The 21,295-nt window shown below is 41.7% G+C and carries 16 protein-coding genes; 6 read left to right on the top strand and 10 right to left on the bottom strand.

What is annotated here, in order from left to right; all coding sequences use genetic code 11:
• The 5 genes from clpX (at position 1) to ACFSQ3_RS01595 (ending at position 6,296) form a co-directional block, all read left to right on the top strand.
• Positions 1 to 1,251 carry an ATP-dependent Clp protease ATP-binding subunit ClpX gene (clpX, locus tag ACFSQ3_RS01575; protein WP_380866902.1) on the top strand — a complete coding sequence of 417 codons (1,251 nt, stop codon included), beginning with the start codon at positions 1 to 3 and terminating at the stop codon, positions 1,249 to 1,251.
• Positions 1,252 to 1,316: 65 nt separating this feature from the next.
• Positions 1,317 to 2,141 (top strand): AMP nucleosidase, encoded by an 825-nt coding sequence (locus ACFSQ3_RS01580; RefSeq protein WP_380866904.1) that lies wholly within the window; start codon positions 1,317 to 1,319, stop codon positions 2,139 to 2,141.
• A 321-nt stretch (positions 2,142 to 2,462) separates the two neighbouring features.
• On the top strand, positions 2,463 to 3,467 hold the full coding sequence (locus ACFSQ3_RS01585; RefSeq protein WP_380866906.1) for an ABC transporter transmembrane domain-containing protein: 1,005 nt from the start codon (positions 2,463 to 2,465) through the stop codon (positions 3,465 to 3,467).
• A complete protein-coding gene (locus ACFSQ3_RS01590) occupies positions 3,454 to 4,815 on the top strand; it encodes an HlyD family secretion protein (protein WP_380866907.1) in 1,362 nt (453 codons plus the stop codon). The genes ACFSQ3_RS01585 and ACFSQ3_RS01590 overlap by 14 nt, the downstream gene beginning before the upstream one ends.
• Positions 4,816 to 4,865: 50 nt before the next feature.
• Positions 4,866 to 6,296, top strand: a complete 1,431-nt coding sequence (locus ACFSQ3_RS01595; RefSeq protein ID WP_380866909.1) for a TolC family protein — start codon at positions 4,866 to 4,868, stop codon at positions 6,294 to 6,296.
• Between the two features lie 157 nt (positions 6,297 to 6,453).
• On the opposite strand, the gene ACFSQ3_RS01600 is transcribed toward ACFSQ3_RS01595, so the two are convergent.
• Positions 6,454 to 8,007: a SusD/RagB family nutrient-binding outer membrane lipoprotein gene (locus ACFSQ3_RS01600; protein ID WP_380866911.1), complete on the bottom strand. Its 1,554-nt coding sequence runs from the start codon at positions 8,005 to 8,007 to the stop codon at positions 6,454 to 6,456.
• 65 nt (positions 8,008 to 8,072) lie between these two features.
• Entirely contained in the window at positions 8,073 to 11,111 is a 3,039-nt protein-coding gene (locus ACFSQ3_RS01605) for a SusC/RagA family TonB-linked outer membrane protein (RefSeq protein WP_380866912.1), read from the bottom strand.
• Between the two features lie 659 nt (positions 11,112 to 11,770).
• Here ACFSQ3_RS01605 and ACFSQ3_RS01610 point away from each other — a divergent pair.
• Entirely contained in the window at positions 11,771 to 12,397 is a 627-nt protein-coding gene (locus tag ACFSQ3_RS01610; RefSeq protein WP_380866914.1) for a LuxR C-terminal-related transcriptional regulator, read from the top strand.
• Here ACFSQ3_RS01610 and ACFSQ3_RS01615 read toward each other — a convergent pair.
• From ACFSQ3_RS01615 to ACFSQ3_RS01650, 8 genes are all read right to left on the bottom strand, one after another.
• Complete coding sequence (locus tag ACFSQ3_RS01615) at positions 12,381 to 14,864, bottom strand: PAS domain S-box protein (protein ID WP_380866916.1); 2,484 nt, start codon at positions 14,862 to 14,864, stop codon at positions 12,381 to 12,383. The genes ACFSQ3_RS01610 and ACFSQ3_RS01615 overlap by 17 nt on opposite strands.
• 147 nt (positions 14,865 to 15,011) lie before the next feature.
• The gene (locus ACFSQ3_RS01620; protein ID WP_380866918.1) at positions 15,012 to 15,974 is read right to left on the bottom strand and encodes a transporter; all 963 of its coding nucleotides are present in this window, start codon (positions 15,972 to 15,974) and stop codon (positions 15,012 to 15,014) included.
• Positions 15,975 to 15,983: 9 nt separating this feature from the next.
• Positions 15,984 to 17,054, bottom strand: coding sequence for a cytochrome-c peroxidase (locus tag ACFSQ3_RS01625; protein WP_380866919.1), 1,071 nt, complete (start codon positions 17,052 to 17,054; stop codon positions 15,984 to 15,986).
• 4 nt (positions 17,055 to 17,058) lie between these two features.
• Positions 17,059 to 17,961 (bottom strand): MbnP family protein, encoded by a 903-nt coding sequence (locus tag ACFSQ3_RS01630; protein ID WP_380866921.1) that lies wholly within the window; start codon positions 17,959 to 17,961, stop codon positions 17,059 to 17,061.
• 3 nt (positions 17,962 to 17,964) lie between these two features.
• The gene (locus ACFSQ3_RS01635) at positions 17,965 to 19,047 is read right to left on the bottom strand and encodes a cytochrome-c peroxidase (protein WP_380866922.1); all 1,083 of its coding nucleotides are present in this window, start codon (positions 19,045 to 19,047) and stop codon (positions 17,965 to 17,967) included.
• A gap of 16 nt (positions 19,048 to 19,063) precedes the next feature.
• Positions 19,064 to 19,867 carry an MbnP family protein gene (locus tag ACFSQ3_RS01640; protein WP_380866924.1) on the bottom strand — a complete coding sequence of 268 codons (804 nt, stop codon included), beginning with the start codon at positions 19,865 to 19,867 and terminating at the stop codon, positions 19,064 to 19,066.
• A gap of 205 nt (positions 19,868 to 20,072) precedes the next feature.
• Entirely contained in the window at positions 20,073 to 20,441 is a 369-nt protein-coding gene (locus ACFSQ3_RS01645) for a hypothetical protein (protein WP_380866926.1), read from the bottom strand.
• Between the two features lie 158 nt (positions 20,442 to 20,599).
• Positions 20,600 to 21,127 carry an outer membrane beta-barrel protein gene (locus ACFSQ3_RS01650; RefSeq protein ID WP_380866928.1) on the bottom strand — a complete coding sequence of 176 codons (528 nt, stop codon included), beginning with the start codon at positions 21,125 to 21,127 and terminating at the stop codon, positions 20,600 to 20,602.
• Between the last annotated feature and the right edge of the window lie 168 nt (positions 21,128 to 21,295).

The raw sequence follows: 21,295 nt of genomic DNA on the forward strand, positions 1-21,295 counted from the left end.
ATGAGTAAGTCGAACCAAAAAGATATACATTGTTCATTCTGCGGTATTAGCAAAAGTGAAGCACAGATGCTGATCGCTGGAGATGGCGCACATATCTGCGATCGATGTGTACAGCAGGCAAGCGAAATCCTTGCTGAAGAACTAAAGCAACGCAAAAGCAAAAACTTGCAAACTGTTCTCAAGCTGATCAAACCAATGGAAATTAAGGAGCACCTTGACCATTATGTGATCGGCCAAGACGACGCTAAGAAGGTGATTTCTGTAGCGGTATATAACCACTACAAACGATTGAATCAACGCGTAGATGCCGATGAGATTGAAATTGAGAAATCAAACTTAATTGTGGTTGGTGAGACCGGAACGGGCAAAACCTTACTGGCAAAGACGGTTGCGAAAATTTTGAACGTGCCATTTTGTATCGTTGATGCAACGGTATTAACCGAAGCAGGCTATGTTGGTGAAGATGTAGAGAGTATCTTGACACGTTTGTTGCAAGCAGCCGATTACGATGTCGCAGCAGCGGAACGTGGCATTATTTACATCGATGAAATCGACAAGATTGCTCGCAAAAGCGACAATCCTTCAATCACTCGCGATGTATCTGGCGAAGGTGTTCAGCAAGCGTTATTGAAAATCTTGGAAGGCACGAATGTGAATGTCCCACCTCAAGGTGGTCGTAAACATCCGGATCAAAAGATGATTTCTGTAAACACCAGCAACATCTTATTTATCTGTGGCGGTGCGTTCGACGGTATTCAAAAGAAAATTGCGAACAGATTGCGTACGCAAACTGTAGGTTACAAGATGAAGGATGATGAGCAGGATATCGATTTGAAGAACCTGTACAAATACATCACACCACAGGATTTAAAAAACTTCGGTTTGATTCCAGAATTGATCGGTCGTTTGCCGGTGTTGACACATCTAAATCCTTTGGATAGAGAAACGTTATTGAGTATCTTGACAGAGCCGAAGAATGCATTGACCAAGCAGTACAAAAAATTGTTTGAATACGAAGGTATCGACTTGCAATTCGACAAGGATGTATTTGAGTTTATCGTCGAGAAAGCTTGGGAATTCAAATTAGGTGCTCGTGGTTTACGAAGCATATGCGAGGCCATCATGTTGGACGCTATGTTTGAAATACCAACCAGTAAAGAACACGACAGCGAGAAGACGCTTCATATCACGCTCGACTATGCGAAGAAGAAGATTGCCAAAACGGACATCAAAAAAATGCAAGTCGCTTAAGACATAAAACCCTCGCCCTAGTGCGGGGGTTTTTATTCTCCTGACGAATTAAATGAAAGGAAATTATGAGCAAAAACAAAAAAGCAAAATTGGAAAACTCTCCGGTAATTCCGGGGTTGAAAAGTAAAGAAGATATCGTTGTTAATTGGCTACCGCGCTATACCGGACGGCCGCTCGAAGAATTTGGAGAATACATTCTTTTAACCAACTTTTCGAATTATGTAAAGATTTTCTCCGAAATGCATGACCATGCTCCTATTTTGGGTTTGGACAAACCGATGCAAACCTGTACCGCTGGCGGAATCACGATTATCAATTTCGGAATGGGAAGCCCGATGGCGGCCACCATTATGGATTTACTATCTGCTATAAAACCGAAAGCGGTCCTATTTTTAGGGAAAGCCGGTGGATTGAAAAAGAATAACAACATAGGCGATCTGGTATTGCCAATTGCAGCAATTCGTGGTGAGGGAACCTCAAATGATTATTTCCCACCGGAAGTACCCGCCCTACCAGCATTCGCATTGCAAAAAGCCATTTCTACCACCATTCGCGATCACTCGTCCGATTATTGGACCGGTACCGTTTACACAACGAACCGCCGAGTGTGGGAGCATGATAAGGGATTCAAAAAGTATCTGAAATCCATTCGTGCGATGTGTGTAGATATGGAAACCGCGACTATTTTCAGCGTTGGTTTTGCAAACAAGATCCCTACAGGCGCCCTATTACTGGTTTCTGATCAACCTATGATCCCAGAAGGTGTAAAAACAGCGCAATCAGACGTGTCAGTAACTGCGAAATATGTAGAAAAACATCTTTCTATAGGAATAGATGCGCTGAAACAATTAATTAACAATGGACTTACTGTTAAACACCTGCAGTTTTAGACAAAAAATTTAATTTTATTTGCACTTTAATCATTCTAAACCTATTTAAAACTTCTAGCATTCGTTTTATGAAGAAACAAATAGTTTCTACCATTAACAGACAGGTAGATTGTCGTTTAGCCTGATTAATGTAAAATTATACCCGATAGAAATGAAGATTAGGTTACTAAATTATGTAATTACAATCTTATTTCTATTTTTGCAATATGCTGATTTATTTCAGAATACTTAGCCCAGCTTCATTGCTTCGCTATGGAATCCATCGCGAGATGTCCGAATCTGGGGCACTGTACGCACTCAACATAAATTTTTCGACATTATATGGCTAGTAAACACGGAAGCCTTACCCCCATGCAGCGACTGATACGATTGTTGCATCCGGATCGCAAAACGATCAACTACATCTTTTTATATGCCATAGTCATCGGCATCTTTAGCCTGAGTATTCCGCTCGGCATTACTGCAGTGTTCAACTTCTTAATGAATGGTGCGATGTATAGTTCTACCTATATACTTATCGCCTTTGTATTGACCGGCGTTGTCGTCGCTGGTATCTTATTGATCGGGCAGCTCAGTTTGGTCGAATACCTTGAACAGAAACTCTTTTTAAAATCTGCTTTAGAATTTGCGTATCGTTTGCCGAGAATCAAATCCAAAGAGCTAGAAGGCGAAAACCTAGTGGAATTGGTCAATCGCTTTTTCGACGTGGTGATTATACAAAAAGGTGTGATAAAATTATTGATGGATTTAGCTGCGGCAGTAGTTACTATCATTTCAAGCGTGTTTCTTTTAGCATTTTATCACCCTGTATTCATTATCATCGGGGTTGTTGTGGTCGCCATGATTGCCATCATTTTAGCGGTTTATTACAGAGGTGGCGTAAACACCAGCATTCAGGAATCGGAACATAAATATGAAACCGTTGCCTATTTAGAAAGCGTTGCAGAAAAAATTGAGGAGTATCGTGGAGATGACGTTAAGATGCAGGAAATTATTGAAGACACAGATTTAATTACTGGTAAATATCTTAAAGCAAGAAATTCCCATTTCAGAATTTTAAAGAGCTTTTTCGCGGCATCGGTATTTATAAGAACCATGTTGTTTGGTGCAATGCTTCTACTAGGATCATTTTTTGTGGTAGAAAGACAAATGACATTTGGGCAATTCGTTGCGGCTGAAGTCCTTATTGTACAAGTGGGTTATGCTATCGAGAAACTCTTTACCAACATTAATACTGTATTTGATATGCTTACGGGAAGCGTAAAACTTGGAGCAGTTACCGATTTAGCGTTAGAGGAGGACGCCATGCCTTATGGCCATTCATAAACGACCCATTAATGATCAGGAAGTTGGTTGGCAAGATTTGACATCCAAAGGAGCTAAAGAATTACTTTCTAATCGAGGAGCAATCGTATTAGGACGTGTACTGATGGTTACAGTACTAGTATTCATTATCTTCCTTTTACTACCCTGGCGGCAAACTATTCCGGCTAGAGGCCTTGTAGGTGCACTACGACCAGAAGACCGTCCTCAAACGATACAGAATCAGATTGGAGGTAGAATTGAGAGGTGGTACGTAAAAGAAGGCGATGAAGTCAGAAAAGGGGATACACTTTTGGTTGTTTCAGAGATTTCCCAATCTTATTTTGACCCGGAACTTCCTATGCGACTCGAGGAACAATTGGAAGCAAAACGTAATAGTGAAACGGCTGCCGACCAGAAAATGACTGCTACAGAAGCACAAATTGCAGCTCTTGGCAGTGGTTTGAATTTTCAGTTGCAAGCCGCCAAAAACTCCGTAGCTCAAGCAAATAATGTCGTTAAAATTGATAGCGCAGATTTGGTAGCCATGCAGATTTCCTTTGAAACGAGCGAAGCTCGATTAGAACGGTATGAACAAGGTTACCGAGATGGTCTATTCTCGTTGACGGACATTGAAACTCGCAGGTTAAATCTACAAAACGATCGTGCAAAGGTCGTGACAGCCGAAAATAAGTTATCGAATTCCCGACAAGCGTATTTAAACGCGCAGATCGAATTGGATAACATTCGCGCCAAATACAATGAATCGTTAGCTAAAGCACAGTCCGATCTTGGTTCTGCTTTATCAAATCGAGCAACTGCGCGTGGTGATATATCCAAACTAAGAAATGAAATTGCGAATATTGATGTACGTCGGGGTTTATACATTGTGCGTGCTCCGCAAGATGGCTTTATTGTAAAAACACTGAAAGCCGGTATCGGAGAAACGATTAAAGAAGGAGAATCAGTCGCGACATTACAATCGAAGAAACCGATGTTAGCTGCCGAGGTTTTCGTCAATGCTATGGATGTTCCCTTAATTGCGTTGGAAGATGATGTTCGTTTACAGTTTGATGGATGGCCATCGGTGCAATTCTCGGGATGGCCGTCAGTTGCCGTGGGTACATTTGCCGGCAAGGTGACGGTAATTGATAAAGTTAGTAGCACCAACGGTAGATATCGCCTATTAATCAGACCGACACATCCTATTCCGGATGGTGATGAAGATTGGCCGATACAGTTACGTTTAGGATCGGGCGTTTATGCGCGTGTCATCCTCAACCGCGTACCGCTTTGGTACGAGATATGGCGTCAACTAAATGGATTTCCGCCGAGTTTAGAACAAGAACCTAAAGACCACGCATTAGATTAATGAATATGATTAGGTCATTGTTTCTCCTCTTTATTTCGGTTAGTTTGACCATGAATATAGGGCTAGCGCAAACGGATTCTACTAAACGGATTTCAGATGAATTCTCCATCGAAGATTTAGAAGGATTTCTGTTTACGAATCATCCCGTTTTAAAGCAAATTCAACTATTGAGCGAATCGGCGCGCGCGGATGTTACCCAAGCTTTGGGAAAGTTTGATCCGGCGCTGTACGCGGATTTTAAGAACAAATATTTCGGAGAAAGCTCTTATTATAACGATTGGAGCAGCGAATTAAAAGTTCCACTTTGGTTAGCAGGAGCTGATTTGAAAGTGGGCTACGACCGTAATGTAGGAAATTACACGAATCCGCAAAGCAGAACGCCAAACAGTGGCCTTTCTGGCGTAGGAATAAGCATTCCCTTGGGGCAAGGTTTGTTGATAGATAGTCGTAGAAACACGCTGCAACAAGCCCGTGCCATGCTAGGATATGCCGAAGCGGAACAAGTGCGACAAATAAATAGCTTGTGGTATACGGCACTTTCCGATTATTGGGATTGGTATTTCGCGCATCAACAATATGTTCTACAAGAGGATGCCGTGGAATTAGCAGCAACTCGCTTCAGCGCGATTAGCGAACAAACGGTACTCGGCGACCGACCACCAATTGATTCGGTGGAAGCAGCAATTACGCTACAAGAACGACAAATGCAGTTAGCAAAATCTGCTATTGAATTACGGAACACGAAGTTGGTATTATCCAACCACCTTTGGAACGAAAATCAGGAACCTGTCGAACTACCAGATCGAGCAGTTCCGATTTCAATAGACATCACTAAGCTTGCGCCCGAACCCCAGTTGCTGTCGCAACTTTTAGAATTAGCCGAACAGCAACACCCCGAGCTATTGAAACTAGAAAGTAAAGGATTGCAGCTCAACATTGAGGAACGCTACCGTCGGGAAATGTTGAAACCTCGATTAGATATATCCGGGACATTGATCGCAGGTCGTAATTTTCGAGAACCTGTCGAACCTATCTATGATTTTAACTTGGGAAATTATAAACTGGGTATGTCATTCGCTTTCCCTATATTTCTTCGAGCAGAACGTGGAAGATTACGATCAGTCAGAATCGATCAAGAACAACTTCGTTACGACCAAGTAATTACAGGACGTAATATTCGCAATGACATCAATACGACGTACAACGACCTCACTGCCTATACACGTCAATTACGTTTGCAGATACAAAGCATTGCCAATCAAGAAGTCCTTGTAGCAGGTGAATTACAGAAGTTTGAATTGGGAGAAAGCACATTATTTATTATCAATAATCGCGAGACGACGTTGATAGATATGCAACGCAAGCGCGAAAACTTGGTGGTCGAATACCAAAAAGCCCTCGGTGGTCTTTACTATAAGGCAGGTACCCGACAGGCGATGGATGTTAATAGCCCAATGGGAAATCCGAATCTATCGAGATAAGTCGATTAAAGTTGTTTTACAAAAAGGATTTATTACGACTGAGATGTCCTTAAAGCAGAAACTATACGTTAGAAAACGGCGCGAATCCAAATAGGAAACGCGCCGTTTTTATTGACTTAGAATCGTTTGAGAAAGCGATATCTTCAGCAGATTACTATTATTCAGTATCCCACCAAACTCTTCCCATCAGAATATCTCCCCCCGGAACGGCAGCAGATGCTGCACGATAATGTTGTGGGTTGGTAGATTCTTCCGCGATTGGATAAGGGAAACGACGTGGAATTCTTCCTTGTGTCGCATTATTTACGTAGTTCACTGGAGTTAAAGCTGGTAATCCTGTACGGCGCCAATTACTCCAAACTTCGTAATAGTTGAACACCGTGGTGTTATGCAACCAATATTCAGTAGCAATCTGTTCCAACTCCCGACCCACAACCAATGGATTGGCTTCCGCAAATGTGTTTGCTGCACTCGCCGAAATGTTTAATGCCGTTCCGAAGTTTGCTAAATTGGTCGCTGATGCAACGATGGCATTTCGGTAATGCGTTGCAGCGCTTTCACCAATTCCCCAACGAACATTCGCTTCTGCTAAAAGCAATTCAGATTCACTATATGTCAACAAAAATGTTGGAGCTGTTCGGCTTATCATCAACGGGTGTGGGCCCGAATAATCGGAGATTGTTGTGTAGCTTGGATGTGAAGAAATATCACGTCCAGCGATTCCACTCAAATCGCGACCGTTTGGCATCCCTTTTTGGGAAGCTGCATTTCTGTTAAAGTTGGCATTTTGACTACCCGAAGCTGGGATACCACCCTGCGCATTCAATGGATAAAGATTAGTTACAGCTACAGCAATCCGCGGATCATTATTTGCTTTCAGCTTATCAATAAAAGTATCAGACCACTTGACATAATAATGCTCTTGACCACCATCAAGAAAAACTTGCGCAATACGGTTTTGCGTCACGCGACCACCTGCATCGTCATGCGCTACCATCGCATTGTCATCGTTGTTTTGCATGGTCTTTCCGAGCGCCTTTGTCGCATATTCTTGCGCCAACGTTGCATTCACTTTCGTCAATCGCATAGCCATACGCAACATCAGTGTATACCCAAATTTTTGCCATTGTGCGACATTACCTTGGTAAAACATATCTCCACTTACCGCATCTGCCGCCGGATCTAACGCAATTACTGCTTCTTCCAATTCTTTAAGCATATCCGCATAAATGGAATCTTGCGAATCGTATTTTGGATAAAAAACTTCCTGGCGATATCCCAATCCAGCTTCTGAATAAGGAATGTCTCCATACAAGTCGGTTAACCGCTGAAAAACTAGTGCTTTCATAATTCTACTGACCTGATGCACATTTCTATATTGATCCTTTTCCTTAGTAAACTCTGATAGCTCGCTAACAAGTTTCACCTGATCGCCGTATGCTTTTTCCCAATATGCAGATGTGTATGGCAAGTTAAGAATGTATTTATCGCCAGACCAATATGAAATAACGGATGATAAGCCTTGCATCATCGTACCAGAATAGATAAGATTTGCGCGCCATGTATCGTACGCGAAGTCGTTACTTCCGGCATACGACAACTGCAAGTTGGACAGCAAAAAATTAGGATCGAAGTTGTCCTCAGTATATGATATGGGGTTGGTATTAATATTCTCGAAATCCTTGGTGCACGACTGGAACAGCAAAGTCATAGTTGTGCAAGCTAGAAGGATATTTTTTAAACTATATATTTTGTTCATGATAGTATAGACAAAAGTTAAAATTTAACACTTAGGTTGACACCGAAAGAACGGATAGGCGGAACACCACCTAATTCCATCCCTGGAACAATCGTTGAATAACTAGCTTCGGGATCAATGTTATCCGTTTTGCGCATCAAAATAAAGGGATTTCTAGCTACCGCACTTATGTTTAATGATTTCACCTTGTCGTTGAACAAAGATGGAAACGTATAACCCACGATAATTTGTCTCAATTTGATAAAGTCAGCACTATATACGTTTAACTTCGACACGTTTTGAACCAACTGTCCGTAATAGGTGGAAGCCTCCGTGGTGGTAGTACTACCGTCTGGAGCAAAATTGCCTTCGCGATTTTCTAACGTATTTTGGTGCAGACCATTGGTGTAGCCATAGAAGTCAGTTCCAGAATAAATCTTACCTCCCCATTTACCGTCAATCAAGAAAGAAAAGTTCAATCTTTTATAGTTGAATTCGTTATTCCAACCGGCGGTCCATTTTGGAATTGCTGAGCCCACCGGAATTAGATCACCACGATCTGGAACGCCAGTTTCCAAATACACGATATTTCCCGCGTCGTCGTATTTATAATCGTAAGCCATTATTTGGAACGACGGTAGACCTAGTTGGTGTTGGACAGACCCAACGCCGGAACGAGATAGCCCCATAGGCATATTGATCGTGCCTTCGGCCATGCGCCGCACCTTGTTATTATTAATAGATCCATTCAATGACGTTGTCCATCCGAAACCATCGTTGTTTCGAATGACGCGCGCCGTTATTAAGGCTTCAAAACCTTTATTTTGTAAAGATCCGCTATTTAATACGGCACCGCTATAGCCTGTAGTTTGGGAAAGAGCAACTGGAATAATTTCATCGTTGGATACCTTATTGTACCATGTGGCATCAATGGATAGTAGATTGTTAAACATCGTTAACTCCGTACCGATTTCTAACTCAGTAGCTCGCGAAGCGATCAATCCTCTATTTGGAATATCAGCATTAGAAATACTTCCTAGCGGATATCCGTTGATGGATTCACTCAATAAGCTATACGTCAACAACGTTTGATAAGGGTTTGTTGCAGCACCTACCTGCGCATAACCTAGACGCACTTTACCAAAGTTAAAAAATGATGGTTTCCATAATTCGGTAAAGATGAACGAAGAGTTCAAACTTGGATATACCACATTCAGCTTGTTATTTTGCCCGGGCGTAGCTAGTGACGAAAACCAGTCGCTACGAAGAGACGTGGTTAAAAACAAGTAATCACGGAAAGAGAATTCTACATTAGCGAAAGCCGATTGCACCTCAAGTCTATCATCAGTATAACTAAGATTTTTGTTCTTTAAGTTCATGACGTTGTAAACGAATGGTACGGCAAAATCGTTCCCCGCATTGTTTGTTGTCAAAGTAGTGGTGTTCCTGTAAGCACCTCCTAGAACAGGCGCAATATTGAAATCGCCAATGTCAAACGTACCTCCAACCAATAAATCGGCATTCATATCGACAAATTCGGTATTTCGCTGTTGCATGGATCCCAGTTGACGATAAGCAGTTCCTGTTGGCACCACGTTAACGTAGGAATCCGTATAGTTATCCCGAGCAACGCGGCCTTGCACATAATATCCTTTATCAAAATCGTAACGAGCCGATAAAGATGAAATCAGCCGTTCGCGCTTCGTATCATTTTGAAAATTGTATGCGGCAAACCAAGGATTGGTTGCGAAAGTATTATTTGCATTAAATACGCGCTCGCTCCCATCGGGATTGGTTCCCGGATTCAGATCATTTACATCAAGACTTGTAGGTAAGAACATGGTTTGGAAATTAGCATTTCCGGCACCGTCAGAGAGCACGGCACGATTCTTTGCAGATTCCAAGATATAGTTTACGCGTGCGTCGATATTTAAGTTTTTGATCGGCTGAAATATTCCGGCCAAATTGAACGTTTGACGTCCCAAATCTGAATTTGGCACGACGGATTTATTATCCAAATTACTTCCTGATAACCGGATGGATCCACCTTCGAATGCTTTGGTTAGCGTTAATGTGTTTGTCCATGCACTACCTGTACGGTAAAACTTACGCAGATTTCCGCGAGCAGCAGAATATGGTCGTTCTACGCCATCAAATTGAGGCACCATGCTGCCGTCTAGCAATCCACCCCAGCTTGATCCGCCAGATTGCGCTGCTGCAGTTCCAGTGGTTGGCTTCACATTGCTTATACCTTGTCCATAAACATATTGCCAATCCGTCAAATCCATGATCTGCTCGCCCACAAAGTTGGAATTAAATTCGATTCCGTCGGCTTTACCACTTTTCGTCGTAATCATGACCACGCCCGCTTTTGCCCGATATCCGTACAGTGCCGATGCAGCAGCACCTTTCAACACCGAGATACTCTCGATGTCATCTGGATTTAAGTTACCAATGGCATCGCCTAAGTCGGGCGCGTTATCGAACTGTCCGCCCCCTTGTGCATTTCGCGGATTCTCCATTGGAATACCATTAACTACGTAAAGCGGTGGCGTTGTACCTCCAATACTGGAAACACCACGGATAAGCACGTTATTCGACGCGCCCGGTCCGCCGCTTCCGGCAGAAACGTTCAACCCGGCCACTTTACCAGCCAACGAGTTCATCACATTCGTTTCGCGCGCTTGTGTCAACTCCTCGCCTTTTACCTCAGTAACCGAATACCCCAAAGCTTTACGCTCGCGCTTGATGCCCAAGGCAGTAACGACGACCTCCGTCAACTCGGTAGAACTTTCTTCCATGGTAATCATAAGGTTTTCGCGACCATTTAGAGGAGCTTCTTGGCGTGTATATCCTGTGGATGAAAATATTAATGTCGCGGTGCTCGATGGCGCCGAGATAGTAAATTTTCCGTCTTGATCAGTAGATGTTCCCACGCTACTGCCTTTTACTTGTATACTAATACCTGCGATCGGAACCTTTAGTCCATCTACCACGGTACCTTTAATGCTTACTTGCGCAAACGCGAACATAAGCATACAAGCAAAAAGACCTGTTAAAACAAGTTTTTTTCTCATAATGATTTGTTGATTGTTGTTTTGTAGTAAATTATTGTGTGTAGTTTTTGATTGTTCATACTGAACTTACCTTGAATTAATCAAAAGACGATGGAACAGAATCTGTTCTTAAATAGCTCAATCGATTATTACGTTAGTTAGAGTGAAAAAATTTTGATCAATTTAGCAATAACCGTTCCTAAACAGTGCCTTGAGAAAATTTTTAACATATAAGGTTCGCGTCCGGTTACTGCGAAAAAAAGTGGTCATCACAAAATATCGAACAAATGCTACAAACAAAGAATTGACACATGCCTTGTAGCGATTATTCTACAAAAATATTTATAAGAATATAGGTAGACACAATATTACCAGATATGGCATAATTATTTCTTGTAATCATGTAATAAATTCTCAGAAAGGGATGATTTTCAACCTATTGATAGATGAGAAATTACATTCATGAATTTATTAGGGCGATGAATCTGTGTAAAAACATCTACCAAGTGCGCTTCATATTGAAATTATTTAATATCAATACTTTCGCAACTACCGAATTATTAAAAATGGTTTTAAACTAAGAAAAACAATAACTAACAATTTAAATCCAATATTCATTGTTGACATGATGGTTAAAATATGTTGGAAAATCATCATATCAGCGAAATAAAACACTGATTATGAATATATTATTTGCAGATAGCCAAGGTGTAGTTAGGCACGGAACGATTACCATTGCGAGAACGATAGCACCTTCCATGAAAGTTTTCGAAGCGAGTTCACATCACCAAATTTGCCAACATCTCAGAAATGAAGATATAACTATGCTGTTTTTGAATACAGATATGTTTGAAGAACATTCGAGTACATCAATTAGCAAATTCAAAAGTATATCACCAAACCTGAAGATCCTCCTATTATCTACCTATGCGGAGAAAATATTTGGCTATCATTTGATGCAGGCGGGCGCGGATGGATTCATTAGCTCCAGCTATAATCTTTCACAAATTGCAAATGCTATGTCCGTATTTCTGGAACACGGCAAGTACATATCAGCTGATTTACAATCGTATAAGGAACGTCAAGCGAAGGCTACAGCCGCTTATCAAAAAAGTATCGCGCAAAAGTTTTCTAGTCGAGAGAAGATGGTACTGGAACATTTGAGAAACGGTACACCAATTATAGAAATAGCAAAATTACTGATGATCAGTCCATCAACCGTTTCTACCTACAAATGTAGAATTTATGGAAAATTAGGAATAGGAAATGTTAGGGAGCTAAATGACCTGATTAATTTAGCTTGCTAATTCCGGATGTGGTAAGATTGATTTGTGGTATAGAAAACCAAAATGTTGCTCCTAATCCATCTTGACTGACTACACCGATTTCACCGCCATGTAAGCGAACAATTTCTTTGGATATAAATAAACCAATACCAAAACCTGATATTTTCGATCTACCTTCACGAGGCACGCGGTAAAATTTTTCAAAAAGATTCTCCTGATCTTTGGCTGAAATACCTGGACCTTCATCTTTCACTTTTACTACCCAGTGGTTGTTTTCCATTTTTGCAATTATGCTGATTCGCGTTCCAGACGGCGTGTATTTAATCGCGTTATGTACAAAATTGGTAATTACCTGCTCGATTTTGTGACGATCTAGAAGAACGCTTACCCGACGATCAACTCCCGATAGATCAAATTGATGGCTTTTTACTGTATCCGTAAATGTGGACCGAATGTCTCTCGCTAAATCTGCGACGTGAACTTGATCTAAACGCAACCGTAAATTACCATCCTCAATATTAGAGATATCCAAGAAGCCATCTATTAAACTTCGCATACGCGCAGTTTGGCGCTCTGCGTTTTTGACAATGGTAATCAATTGTTGTTTATTGACAGAATCAGATTTATGTTCCAATATTTGCAAATACCCAGTTAACGCAGTGAGCGGCGAGCGTAACTCGTGACTAGCAATACCCAAAAAATCCGTTTTACGCTTCTCCTCTTGTTTTTGGGCGGTAATGTCGATAATTACACCATAAAACATATTTGGCGAGGTTATGCCAGCTGAACTCCCGACGGATCGTAACCATTTTACCGCGCCTGATCGCTTATCCACAATCTGATAGCTGTAATCATACGCTGTATCGTTTGCAATAGCTGACTCCATGGCTTCTACTGCCATAGGAATAAAGTCTGCAACCGTTTGTTCTATCGGCGAACCTTCTGTAAGCAATTCATCGTCAGTAAACCCGAAAAGCTTTCTGGAATGATCATTCAATTGGATTTCTTTCGTTGCTTGGTTAAATACGTAAGTGCCAACTTTCGCTGAATCCACAATCATTTGCAATTTTTTCTCCTTTTGTGCTACCAGTTCATGGAACACACTGATGCGCTGTTGCGCCAGCATAGCCTGCGTGATGTCGAGCACAATTCCAGATAGCACTGTGGGCGTTTCATATTCGTCGAAATAGGCCTTTCCCTTTGCGTGAATCCATCGAAACGTATCGCCATTTTCAACCACAGTACGAAACTTTACGTCGTAGTCTGGCCTTGCCCTTGTAGACAGGGCTTGTTCAATCGATAATTTTACCTTTGGACGATCCAGTTCATGAATATGTTGCAGAACATCGGCATAGGAAACTACATCGTCGCTCGTGAAACCATACAAATCACGTGTTCTATCATCCCAAGCTACCTGCATAGTTTTCATATCAAAACGCCAAGTACCGATTGACGCTGAATTTATAGCTAAATTAAGACGCTCTTCGCTAGCTGAAATTTCCTGATATGCGGCTTCTAAATTTTCGTTTGCTTGACGCAAATCGCTATCACGTTCCTGCAAACTATGGTAAGCAGTTTCTAACTCAGTTTTAGCGTTATGCTGGCTTGTGACGTCGCTCGCCACGATTAATACCCAAAAAATTTCACCTATACTATCGAACACCGGTTGGTAGACGATATTGTGGTAACGGGTCTCGACTCCCTCCGACGTCAAAAATGGCGTTTGTACATCGGTACGAGTGTGAGACTTTCCTTTTTCAAGCACTTCGTTTACCAGCTTCTTCAAGCGTTCCTGATTTTCGGGAGAAAGCACTTCAGCGAATGGCTTCCCAATAGCATTTACATCCGCCCCGACCAACGCCAAAAAATGCGCATTTGCCGATTCTATCGTGAGATTTTTAACTCCAACTACTCCTAACCCAGTTGGCGCAGAATCCATGATCTGTCGTATTTGACTTTCAGAAGCTGCGAGCTGTTTATGTGACTGGAGCAACTGATCCACAGTACTACTAAGTTTTTCGGTCGTGGCCAACAATTCTTCGTTCGTTGCGTGGAGCTCCTTGTTTAGTTTAGCAACATTCTCTTCCCGTTCCTCCACCAATTTCCGCGACCTCATACGCTCGGAAACTTCAGTTGCTGTATGTAAGATAGCTTTTACTGCACCGTCGCTTCCTTTGATTGCTTTATATTCGAAATCGAAATAGCGCGGTGTCAGAACACCGTCGACCAATATATCAGCGCGCGTTTCATGGGCATTATAGGTTTCCCCGGTAAGCCAAACACTTCTTAACAAACCGTCAAACCCTTGTTTAATATGCTCTGGAAATATTTCACCGAATTCCCTACCGATCAGATCGTCGGTTCTATTCCAAATATGAAGCATTTCCGTATTCACGAAAGCGATATTCAAATCTTTACTATCGTAAACGGCCGCCGCTTGCGGAAGATGAACGAAGACATCAAGAAGTTCCGTGAGGTGAATACTCATAGCTAGTTGGTATAGTACACAAATATATCAAAAAATTGCACATATAAAAGTTTTGTCGTGCAACGCATCATATTCATTTTGGCAACAAAATTACCGAGATGATACGCCAACTATTAATATGGAATTTTACGCCTGAAAAGCAAATATCTAGAACGAGAACGAAACGTGTGTCATAATTCGACTTTTTGCTTCTATTCGGCCATCGGCTAGATTTTGATTTATTGGAGCTTGGAAATTTCCACCGATAGAAATCCTGCCCATATTTGCTTCCAAACCGACTATACCCATCGCCGAATTTCCGCCAGATTGCGCTACATCAAATCGGTTGTAAAGAACGTCTTTCGGTTGCGTTTCATACAAAATACCTGCATTCGGAGAAAGCCTTATTTTGTCTTGAATATTAAACTTATAATACACCAAACCATTCACCGCCAACTTGTTTGCATAACGATAATCGTGTTTGTTTTCTGTGTTTATCTTATAAGTTGCATTGATATTCAATCCTAGATCCATTAATCTGATGTCGTAAGCAGCATTGATTAGAAAATCTGTAGTGGCGGTGCCTAGTTGAAACGTATTTGGAGCGCCCATTTCAGCACTAGATTGTTCGCTTCTGTCGTACGCGCCGGTTGGCGCTTTCACGCCGCCACCTATCCATAACGATTGCACTAGCAATTTGCTATTGCGTGTCGTACTCATGTTATCGAACAACTTGTAATGTCCCATCAGTACCACGTCGCCCAAGCCATTTTTACTGCCCGTTTCTAAGCCTTGATTGCCAATTGTGCGCTCGTTAAAACTATATGGTACGATTGCCATCATGCGCCATCGTTCCCCAAAATTCCACGCGCCCCATAATTCCATAGTGCGATAGGTTTCATCTGCTGAGTTCGGTGTACGATTTCCATTTGGACCAAGATGCGTAATCAATCGGTTTTGATTATAGCGTAAACCTATAAATCGTTTGTTGAAATTTGGCAAAATACCTAAGTAATAGCTTCCAACACCGCAACCACATACGTCGCAGGCCTTTGCTTTTTGCGGAACCGAAATAGTGACTACGATAAAAAAGATAAGAAAGGTTGCCCAGAATGTATTTAATGTTTTCATAGATTATTTTTAATTAACGGTAAAGTCCGAGCCGAAAGGCTCAGCGAGTAACGGATTATTTAGAAAAGTCGGATCTTCTAATGTTTTTAGAAAAGCTAATAAATCCGCTTTTTCCTGTTCAGTCATTGGAATACCACGCGTGCCATCTGATCGTCGAAACAAAGGATCCAAAGTTGGCGAATCAATGACATCGTTCTGGTAATGATCCAGCATACGACTGATCGTAAGATAACGGCCATCATGTGTATAGGGAGCGGTAAACGAAAGGTTACGCAAGCTCGGCACCTTGAATTTATAGGCATCTTTAGGATTTCCGCTGACAATAGCTCGTCCTTGATCATCGCTTCGATTTGGACGAATACCGTTGTTCCTATAGCTCAAATCCGTAAATAGCGGTTCCTTGTGGCAGTCCGCACAGTTTTTCTGAAAGAATACATAACCGCGTTCCTCCGTTTCCGTGAAGCTTGCACCTTGTTCTTTGCGCATTATCTTGTCGTATTTAGAATTCGCGCTATTCGCCATCAACATAAATTGCGAAAGCGCTTTGAAAAAAAGAGCATCTGTGATTTCCTCTGATCCAAATGCCTTTTTGAACAAGTCTGGATATTCGGGATGCGCGCGAAGCTTCTTCAGCACATTGGTCACGGTTTCATCCATTTCCACTTCGCTATGAATAGCATTCACCGGAGCAAAATCTAAATCGAAAACGCCGCCATCCCAAAAAAACTCATTATGCCATGCCATATTCATAATCGGCATAGGATTTCGTGTTCCCAATCGATCATCAATCCCGTGGCTCACATCGTGACCATGATGGGTAAATGCTGCCGATTGGATGTGACAACTTCCGCATGCTATGGTATTATTTCGCGACAAGCGAGGTTCGTAAAACAGCTTTTTGCCCAGTTCAAACCCTTCTTTGGTAATTGGATTTCTTGAAAAATCGTATGCTGGTTCGGGAAAATTCGCAGGTTGTTCAAAACCTAAAAACGGTTGCTCCTCCTCTCCCAAAAGTTCATTCCCTTTTTTACATGCCCACACCGCGGTAAACAGAGCAAGCATAACTACAACTTTTTTCATTTGATTAATTTGAACCTAATTCCGACTCGCTTTTGACATAGTTTTCCGTGTGATCGTGCGTGAACATGGCCGCAAAATTTCCGGCAACGCGACCACTATCGTCCTTATTGAACATTACATTCGGCGTTTTAGCTATGCTTACGTCGTTTGGCCCATCGAAAACCTTCATTAGATTCACCATCAAATGCACATTGCTTCGCAATCCTTCGCGCACGTGCGCGATGTGATCTCCTCCTGTTTGTGTCAAATCCACGTTGATGATCTTGATATTATCCATCGCCTCAGGATCGTCGAACGGGTAACCGAATCCTCCGATGTGGTATTTGAACTGTTTGTTTCCAGTTGGATCTCCGGTACGATCATCTGCAACCACTTCGCTGTTTCCTTCCAATTTGAAGAAAATATAACCTTGACTCCACGTCCAAAACATGCCCGAATGTCCTTCATTGGGATTGAATGATAGCACGCCTGTCCGACGTTCCATTGGCATAATATTGCGTTCGCGATCTACGCCGATCATAAATTCGACGCGCGTATAATCGCCTTCCGGAACTTGAACTTTGGTAAAACGCGAATTGCGATCCGCACCATTGACTAAGAAATAACTATCATCTGCCGGAACAGTATATACAGAGCCATCCGCGCGATAAACCTTGATATTGCTGATATAATACATCAAGGTTCGGATACTAAATGCTTCGTTTTTGCTATTGCGGTATTGGTAATTCGGATCGATGTAAAATCGATCCTCGCCCACAATATGATCAAATTCGATGGAGAAATCTGCCAGTTTGCTCTCGTCAATATTATCTGGATCCTTGCTGCAGGAAGTGATCGCTAAGGTGTAGAAAGCGCTGATTAGCAGCGCAACTTTTTTCGAAATATGGTTTAGCTTAAATAAGTTCATCTATTATTTATTTTTATGTGGATTGCTGTATTGTTGATTATTTAAAAACTCGTGATCGGTTAATTGATGTAGAAATGCTTTGATCGCATCCACATCAGCGTCACTCAATGGAATGCCTTTTCCGCTCATCTTAGCCAGCAAAACGGGATCTGTATGCGCGCTGCGTTTTATTCCAAATCGATAATGATTTAACACATCATTTATGGAAGCGAAGCGGCCGTCATGCATATATGGCGCAGTGACCATTATGTTGCGTAGCGAAGGTGTTTTGTAGGCGCCTAAATCCTTTTTATCTCGCGTAACGCGAAATCTACCAAAGAAAACCTCCTCATGGGAATCATCTTCAAATGTGGCATCCAAACCGTTATTGTGATAAGCATTATCCGTAAAAAGTTCGCCCTCGTGGCAACTTGCACAATGTGACTGAACTAGCTTTAAACCGATAAGTTCCTGCGCGTTTAAGGCTTTCGGGTTTTTTCCACTTCGGTATTGATCATACGGCGCATTGGCAGAAACGATGGAGCGTTGAAATTGTGCCAACGCTTTTGCAATACCTGCGGAGCTGGGCGCCTCATCGAAAGCATGCCGAAACATCTCGACGTAGCTTGGTATTTCCGCCAATCGAGCTACCATGGTTGGAAAATGTACGCCCATTTCGTCCGGATGCGTGAGCGGAGCGAATGCTTGTGATTCTAGGTTTTTGGCTCCACCATCCCAAAACAATCCGTTGGTGCTCCACATCAAATTAAATAATGCAGGAGAATGCCTTTCCAAAGCTTTACCCGAAATTCCGGTGTTTGAAGTGATCAATCCATCCGAAAAAGCCTTTTCCGGATGATGACAGGTAGCGCAAGAAACTTGTTGATTGCCGGAAAGCAATGGCTCGTAAAACAAATATCTACCAAGCTCGATTCCATCTTTGGAAAGCGGATTATCGATCATATCCACTGGAATAGGAAAGTAATCGGGAGCGCGAAAAGTGAACGCCTTTTCTTGAGGATGTTCACTATCCAAATCATCCTTCGCGCAAGCAAACTGCCCAAAGGATGAAATGAAAACAAACCACCAAAATCTTCGTAAGAACATTCGTTTGTGCGTTTAACTACTCCGTGATAGCTGTTGCAGATTCCAATTGCATCGCTTTTTCCAACAAAGCATTGCGGAAGGCTAGCATTAATTCCGGTGTCGATTGCGTGATCATATTGTTTTGCCAAGGATCGTTACTTGTCGTCAACAATTCCCGAACATCCACTTTTACATGCACGTTTAAGCCTTGCTTTTGGTCAATCGTGATGGCGCTCGGAAAAGTGATGGATTTTTCCGCTCCTTCGTAGAGCGCATTGGATCCAGAATCCCAACGAAGGCTTTTCGATTCCGTTCCTGAATACATCGTGGCATCTAATTTTTGGAAGATATAGCTAGTGAACCACATCCATCCATCAGAAAAGCCCATCCCATTTAACAGACCCAATTCCCCAGCTCTCAGCGTAATGTTGTCGTTGTATTTGGGTTCTACGCCGATGGAAAACTTGATCGCATTATATGATCCGGCTTCGACATGAGGAATGGTAACTTCATCGCGTTTGGTTGCCGGATACTGCTCATCTTGCTTTAAATGCGGTACCGTAATCGCTCCGGTTTCCTCAATCAAATAGTAGGATTCCGGAATGGCGACTTCGCTTCCATCTGCTTTCACCAACTTCACATTGCTCACCCAATAACGAAGTCGATCGAAAGAAAGTTCGAGATCAGATTCAGCTGTTCCACTGGCAGTTCGATATGGGTAGCGCTTCTTCAATTCAAAATCTTGATCGCCAAATTTGCTATCAAATTGTAAGCGCAAAGTATTGCTACTGCTTTGATTTTCTTGCAGCTCATCTTTGCTGCAAGCGGTAAAGGATGCCACACACAAAAGCGTAGCGAAAACATATATTTTTCGAGAAATAGTAAAATAACGATTCATTCGTTTCAAGAAATTAAATGCCGCACATTAGATTTAATCGAGCTATAATCCGACATATAATCATGCGCAGCAACGTATAGACTGCGAGTAAGTATTTGAATTTGATTGGTACGTAGAACGGAAATGTTCTGCAAAAAGGAAAATCGGACTACGCCATTGGTGGGCGAAATATATCAGAAAGATGATTGGATGGTTTTCGGACGAAATAACCTGCGCCGCTGATTGGCGCAACCTCTTCGATCGGTTTAATCGTTTCTAGCGAAAGTGATTCTTGATGTATGTAAACCAAACTAAATTCGTACGTAGCCAACTTGCTTTCGGACTCTTGGCGTTCTTTATCCCGAATCTTCTGCATAAGTATACACTGACCATTACAATGCAGCTCAGGCTTATCTCGGTTGATACATTTCGCTAAGTAATCCGGCAGGTGGATTTGATAATCTAACGTCATGACCACGCGATAAAACGACTGCAGCGTTAGCGCAATCAGTAGCATGTATGTTAGAAATCTTCTCAAATCCGATCTTTGCGATGACAATCACATTCTATTATGCGAAAATCATTTTGCAAGTTTAGCAACAATCGCGCAAAAGAAGATTATACAATTCGCGCCAATGATTTAGCTTTTCGATACAGATTGCGGAAAAATTAATCCAAATATATCGAGGAAGCCGTTTAAAAATGGTATCTCAATCCTACGGACAGAAAATTAATATCCACCGCATTTTCGAAAGGATAGTATTTGGCTTTGTATCCAGCGAATATCGAGCTATTTATAATCGGTGCATGATAAGATATTCCAATGGTAGGATTGATAGCAAATAGATTCATCTTCACCTTTCCAGATGCTGAATATTCTCCGAATTCGACATGTACTGTTTTTCGATAAAAATCACCGGAAAAACCAAGCCCGCCGTAAATATTAAAATTGCTTTTCTCTTTATCAAAAATCTGATAAATATAATCAGCACCGATGGTGGTAATATGAATATTGCTATAACCTACAAAAGCTTGAACGGCACTATGCTTACTAAAATCATATTTTCCGTTGACGCCATAATACGTATCGTATCCAGGCGATTCCATCATCATGTCAGCAAATAATCCGACGGAATAGTTGGAAGTTTGAGCAATGGTGTTTGCTTGGAAAGTGATTGTTATGAAAACAGATAAAAGTATTTTCTTCAAAAAAGGTAAGTTCATAGTAGCTTGTAAAGCCGCAAAGCTATCATTGGCTTAGTTAAAAACCAATAAAATTGGATAGTTTTTTCCTAAACATAACAGATTATCAAAATAAACGTGATTATTGGATAAATGGTACGTTTTCATCTAGGATGCTTTAAGGTTTATTATAGTAATAGATACTTTGTA

The organism is Sphingobacterium corticis, from assembly GCF_042684745.1.
GTDB lineage: Bacteria > Bacteroidota > Bacteroidia > Sphingobacteriales > Sphingobacteriaceae > Sphingobacterium > Sphingobacterium corticis.

Coding starts and splice junctions, on each gene's coding strand:
- ACFSQ3_RS01610 (WP_380866914.1), top strand. CDS start 11,771: ATGAATATATTATTTGCAGATAGCCAAGGTGTAGTTAGGCACGGAACG.
- ACFSQ3_RS01600 (WP_380866911.1), bottom strand. CDS start 8,007: ATGACTTTGCTGTTCCAGTCGTGCACCAAGGATTTCGAGAATATTAAT.
- ACFSQ3_RS01635 (WP_380866922.1), bottom strand. CDS start 19,047: ATGTTCTTACGAAGATTTTGGTGGTTTGTTTTCATTTCATCCTTTGGG.
- ACFSQ3_RS01630 (WP_380866921.1), bottom strand. CDS start 17,961: ATGAACTTATTTAAGCTAAACCATATTTCGAAAAAAGTTGCGCTGCTA.
- ACFSQ3_RS01625 (WP_380866919.1), bottom strand. CDS start 17,054: ATGAAAAAAGTTGTAGTTATGCTTGCTCTGTTTACCGCGGTGTGGGCA.
- ACFSQ3_RS01590 (WP_380866907.1), top strand. CDS start 3,454: ATGGCCATTCATAAACGACCCATTAATGATCAGGAAGTTGGTTGGCAA.
- ACFSQ3_RS01580 (WP_380866904.1), top strand. CDS start 1,317: ATGAGCAAAAACAAAAAAGCAAAATTGGAAAACTCTCCGGTAATTCCG.
- ACFSQ3_RS01650 (WP_380866928.1), bottom strand. CDS start 21,127: ATGAACTTACCTTTTTTGAAGAAAATACTTTTATCTGTTTTCATAACA.
- ACFSQ3_RS01615 (WP_380866916.1), bottom strand. CDS start 14,864: ATGAGTATTCACCTCACGGAACTTCTTGATGTCTTCGTTCATCTTCCG.
- ACFSQ3_RS01595 (WP_380866909.1), top strand. CDS start 4,866: ATGAATATAGGGCTAGCGCAAACGGATTCTACTAAACGGATTTCAGAT.
- ACFSQ3_RS01605 (WP_380866912.1), bottom strand. CDS start 11,111: ATGAGAAAAAAACTTGTTTTAACAGGTCTTTTTGCTTGTATGCTTATG.
- ACFSQ3_RS01585 (WP_380866906.1), top strand. CDS start 2,463: ATGGCTAGTAAACACGGAAGCCTTACCCCCATGCAGCGACTGATACGA.
- clpX (WP_380866902.1), top strand. CDS start 1: ATGAGTAAGTCGAACCAAAAAGATATACATTGTTCATTCTGCGGTATT.
- ACFSQ3_RS01620 (WP_380866918.1), bottom strand. CDS start 15,974: ATGAAAACATTAAATACATTCTGGGCAACCTTTCTTATCTTTTTTATC.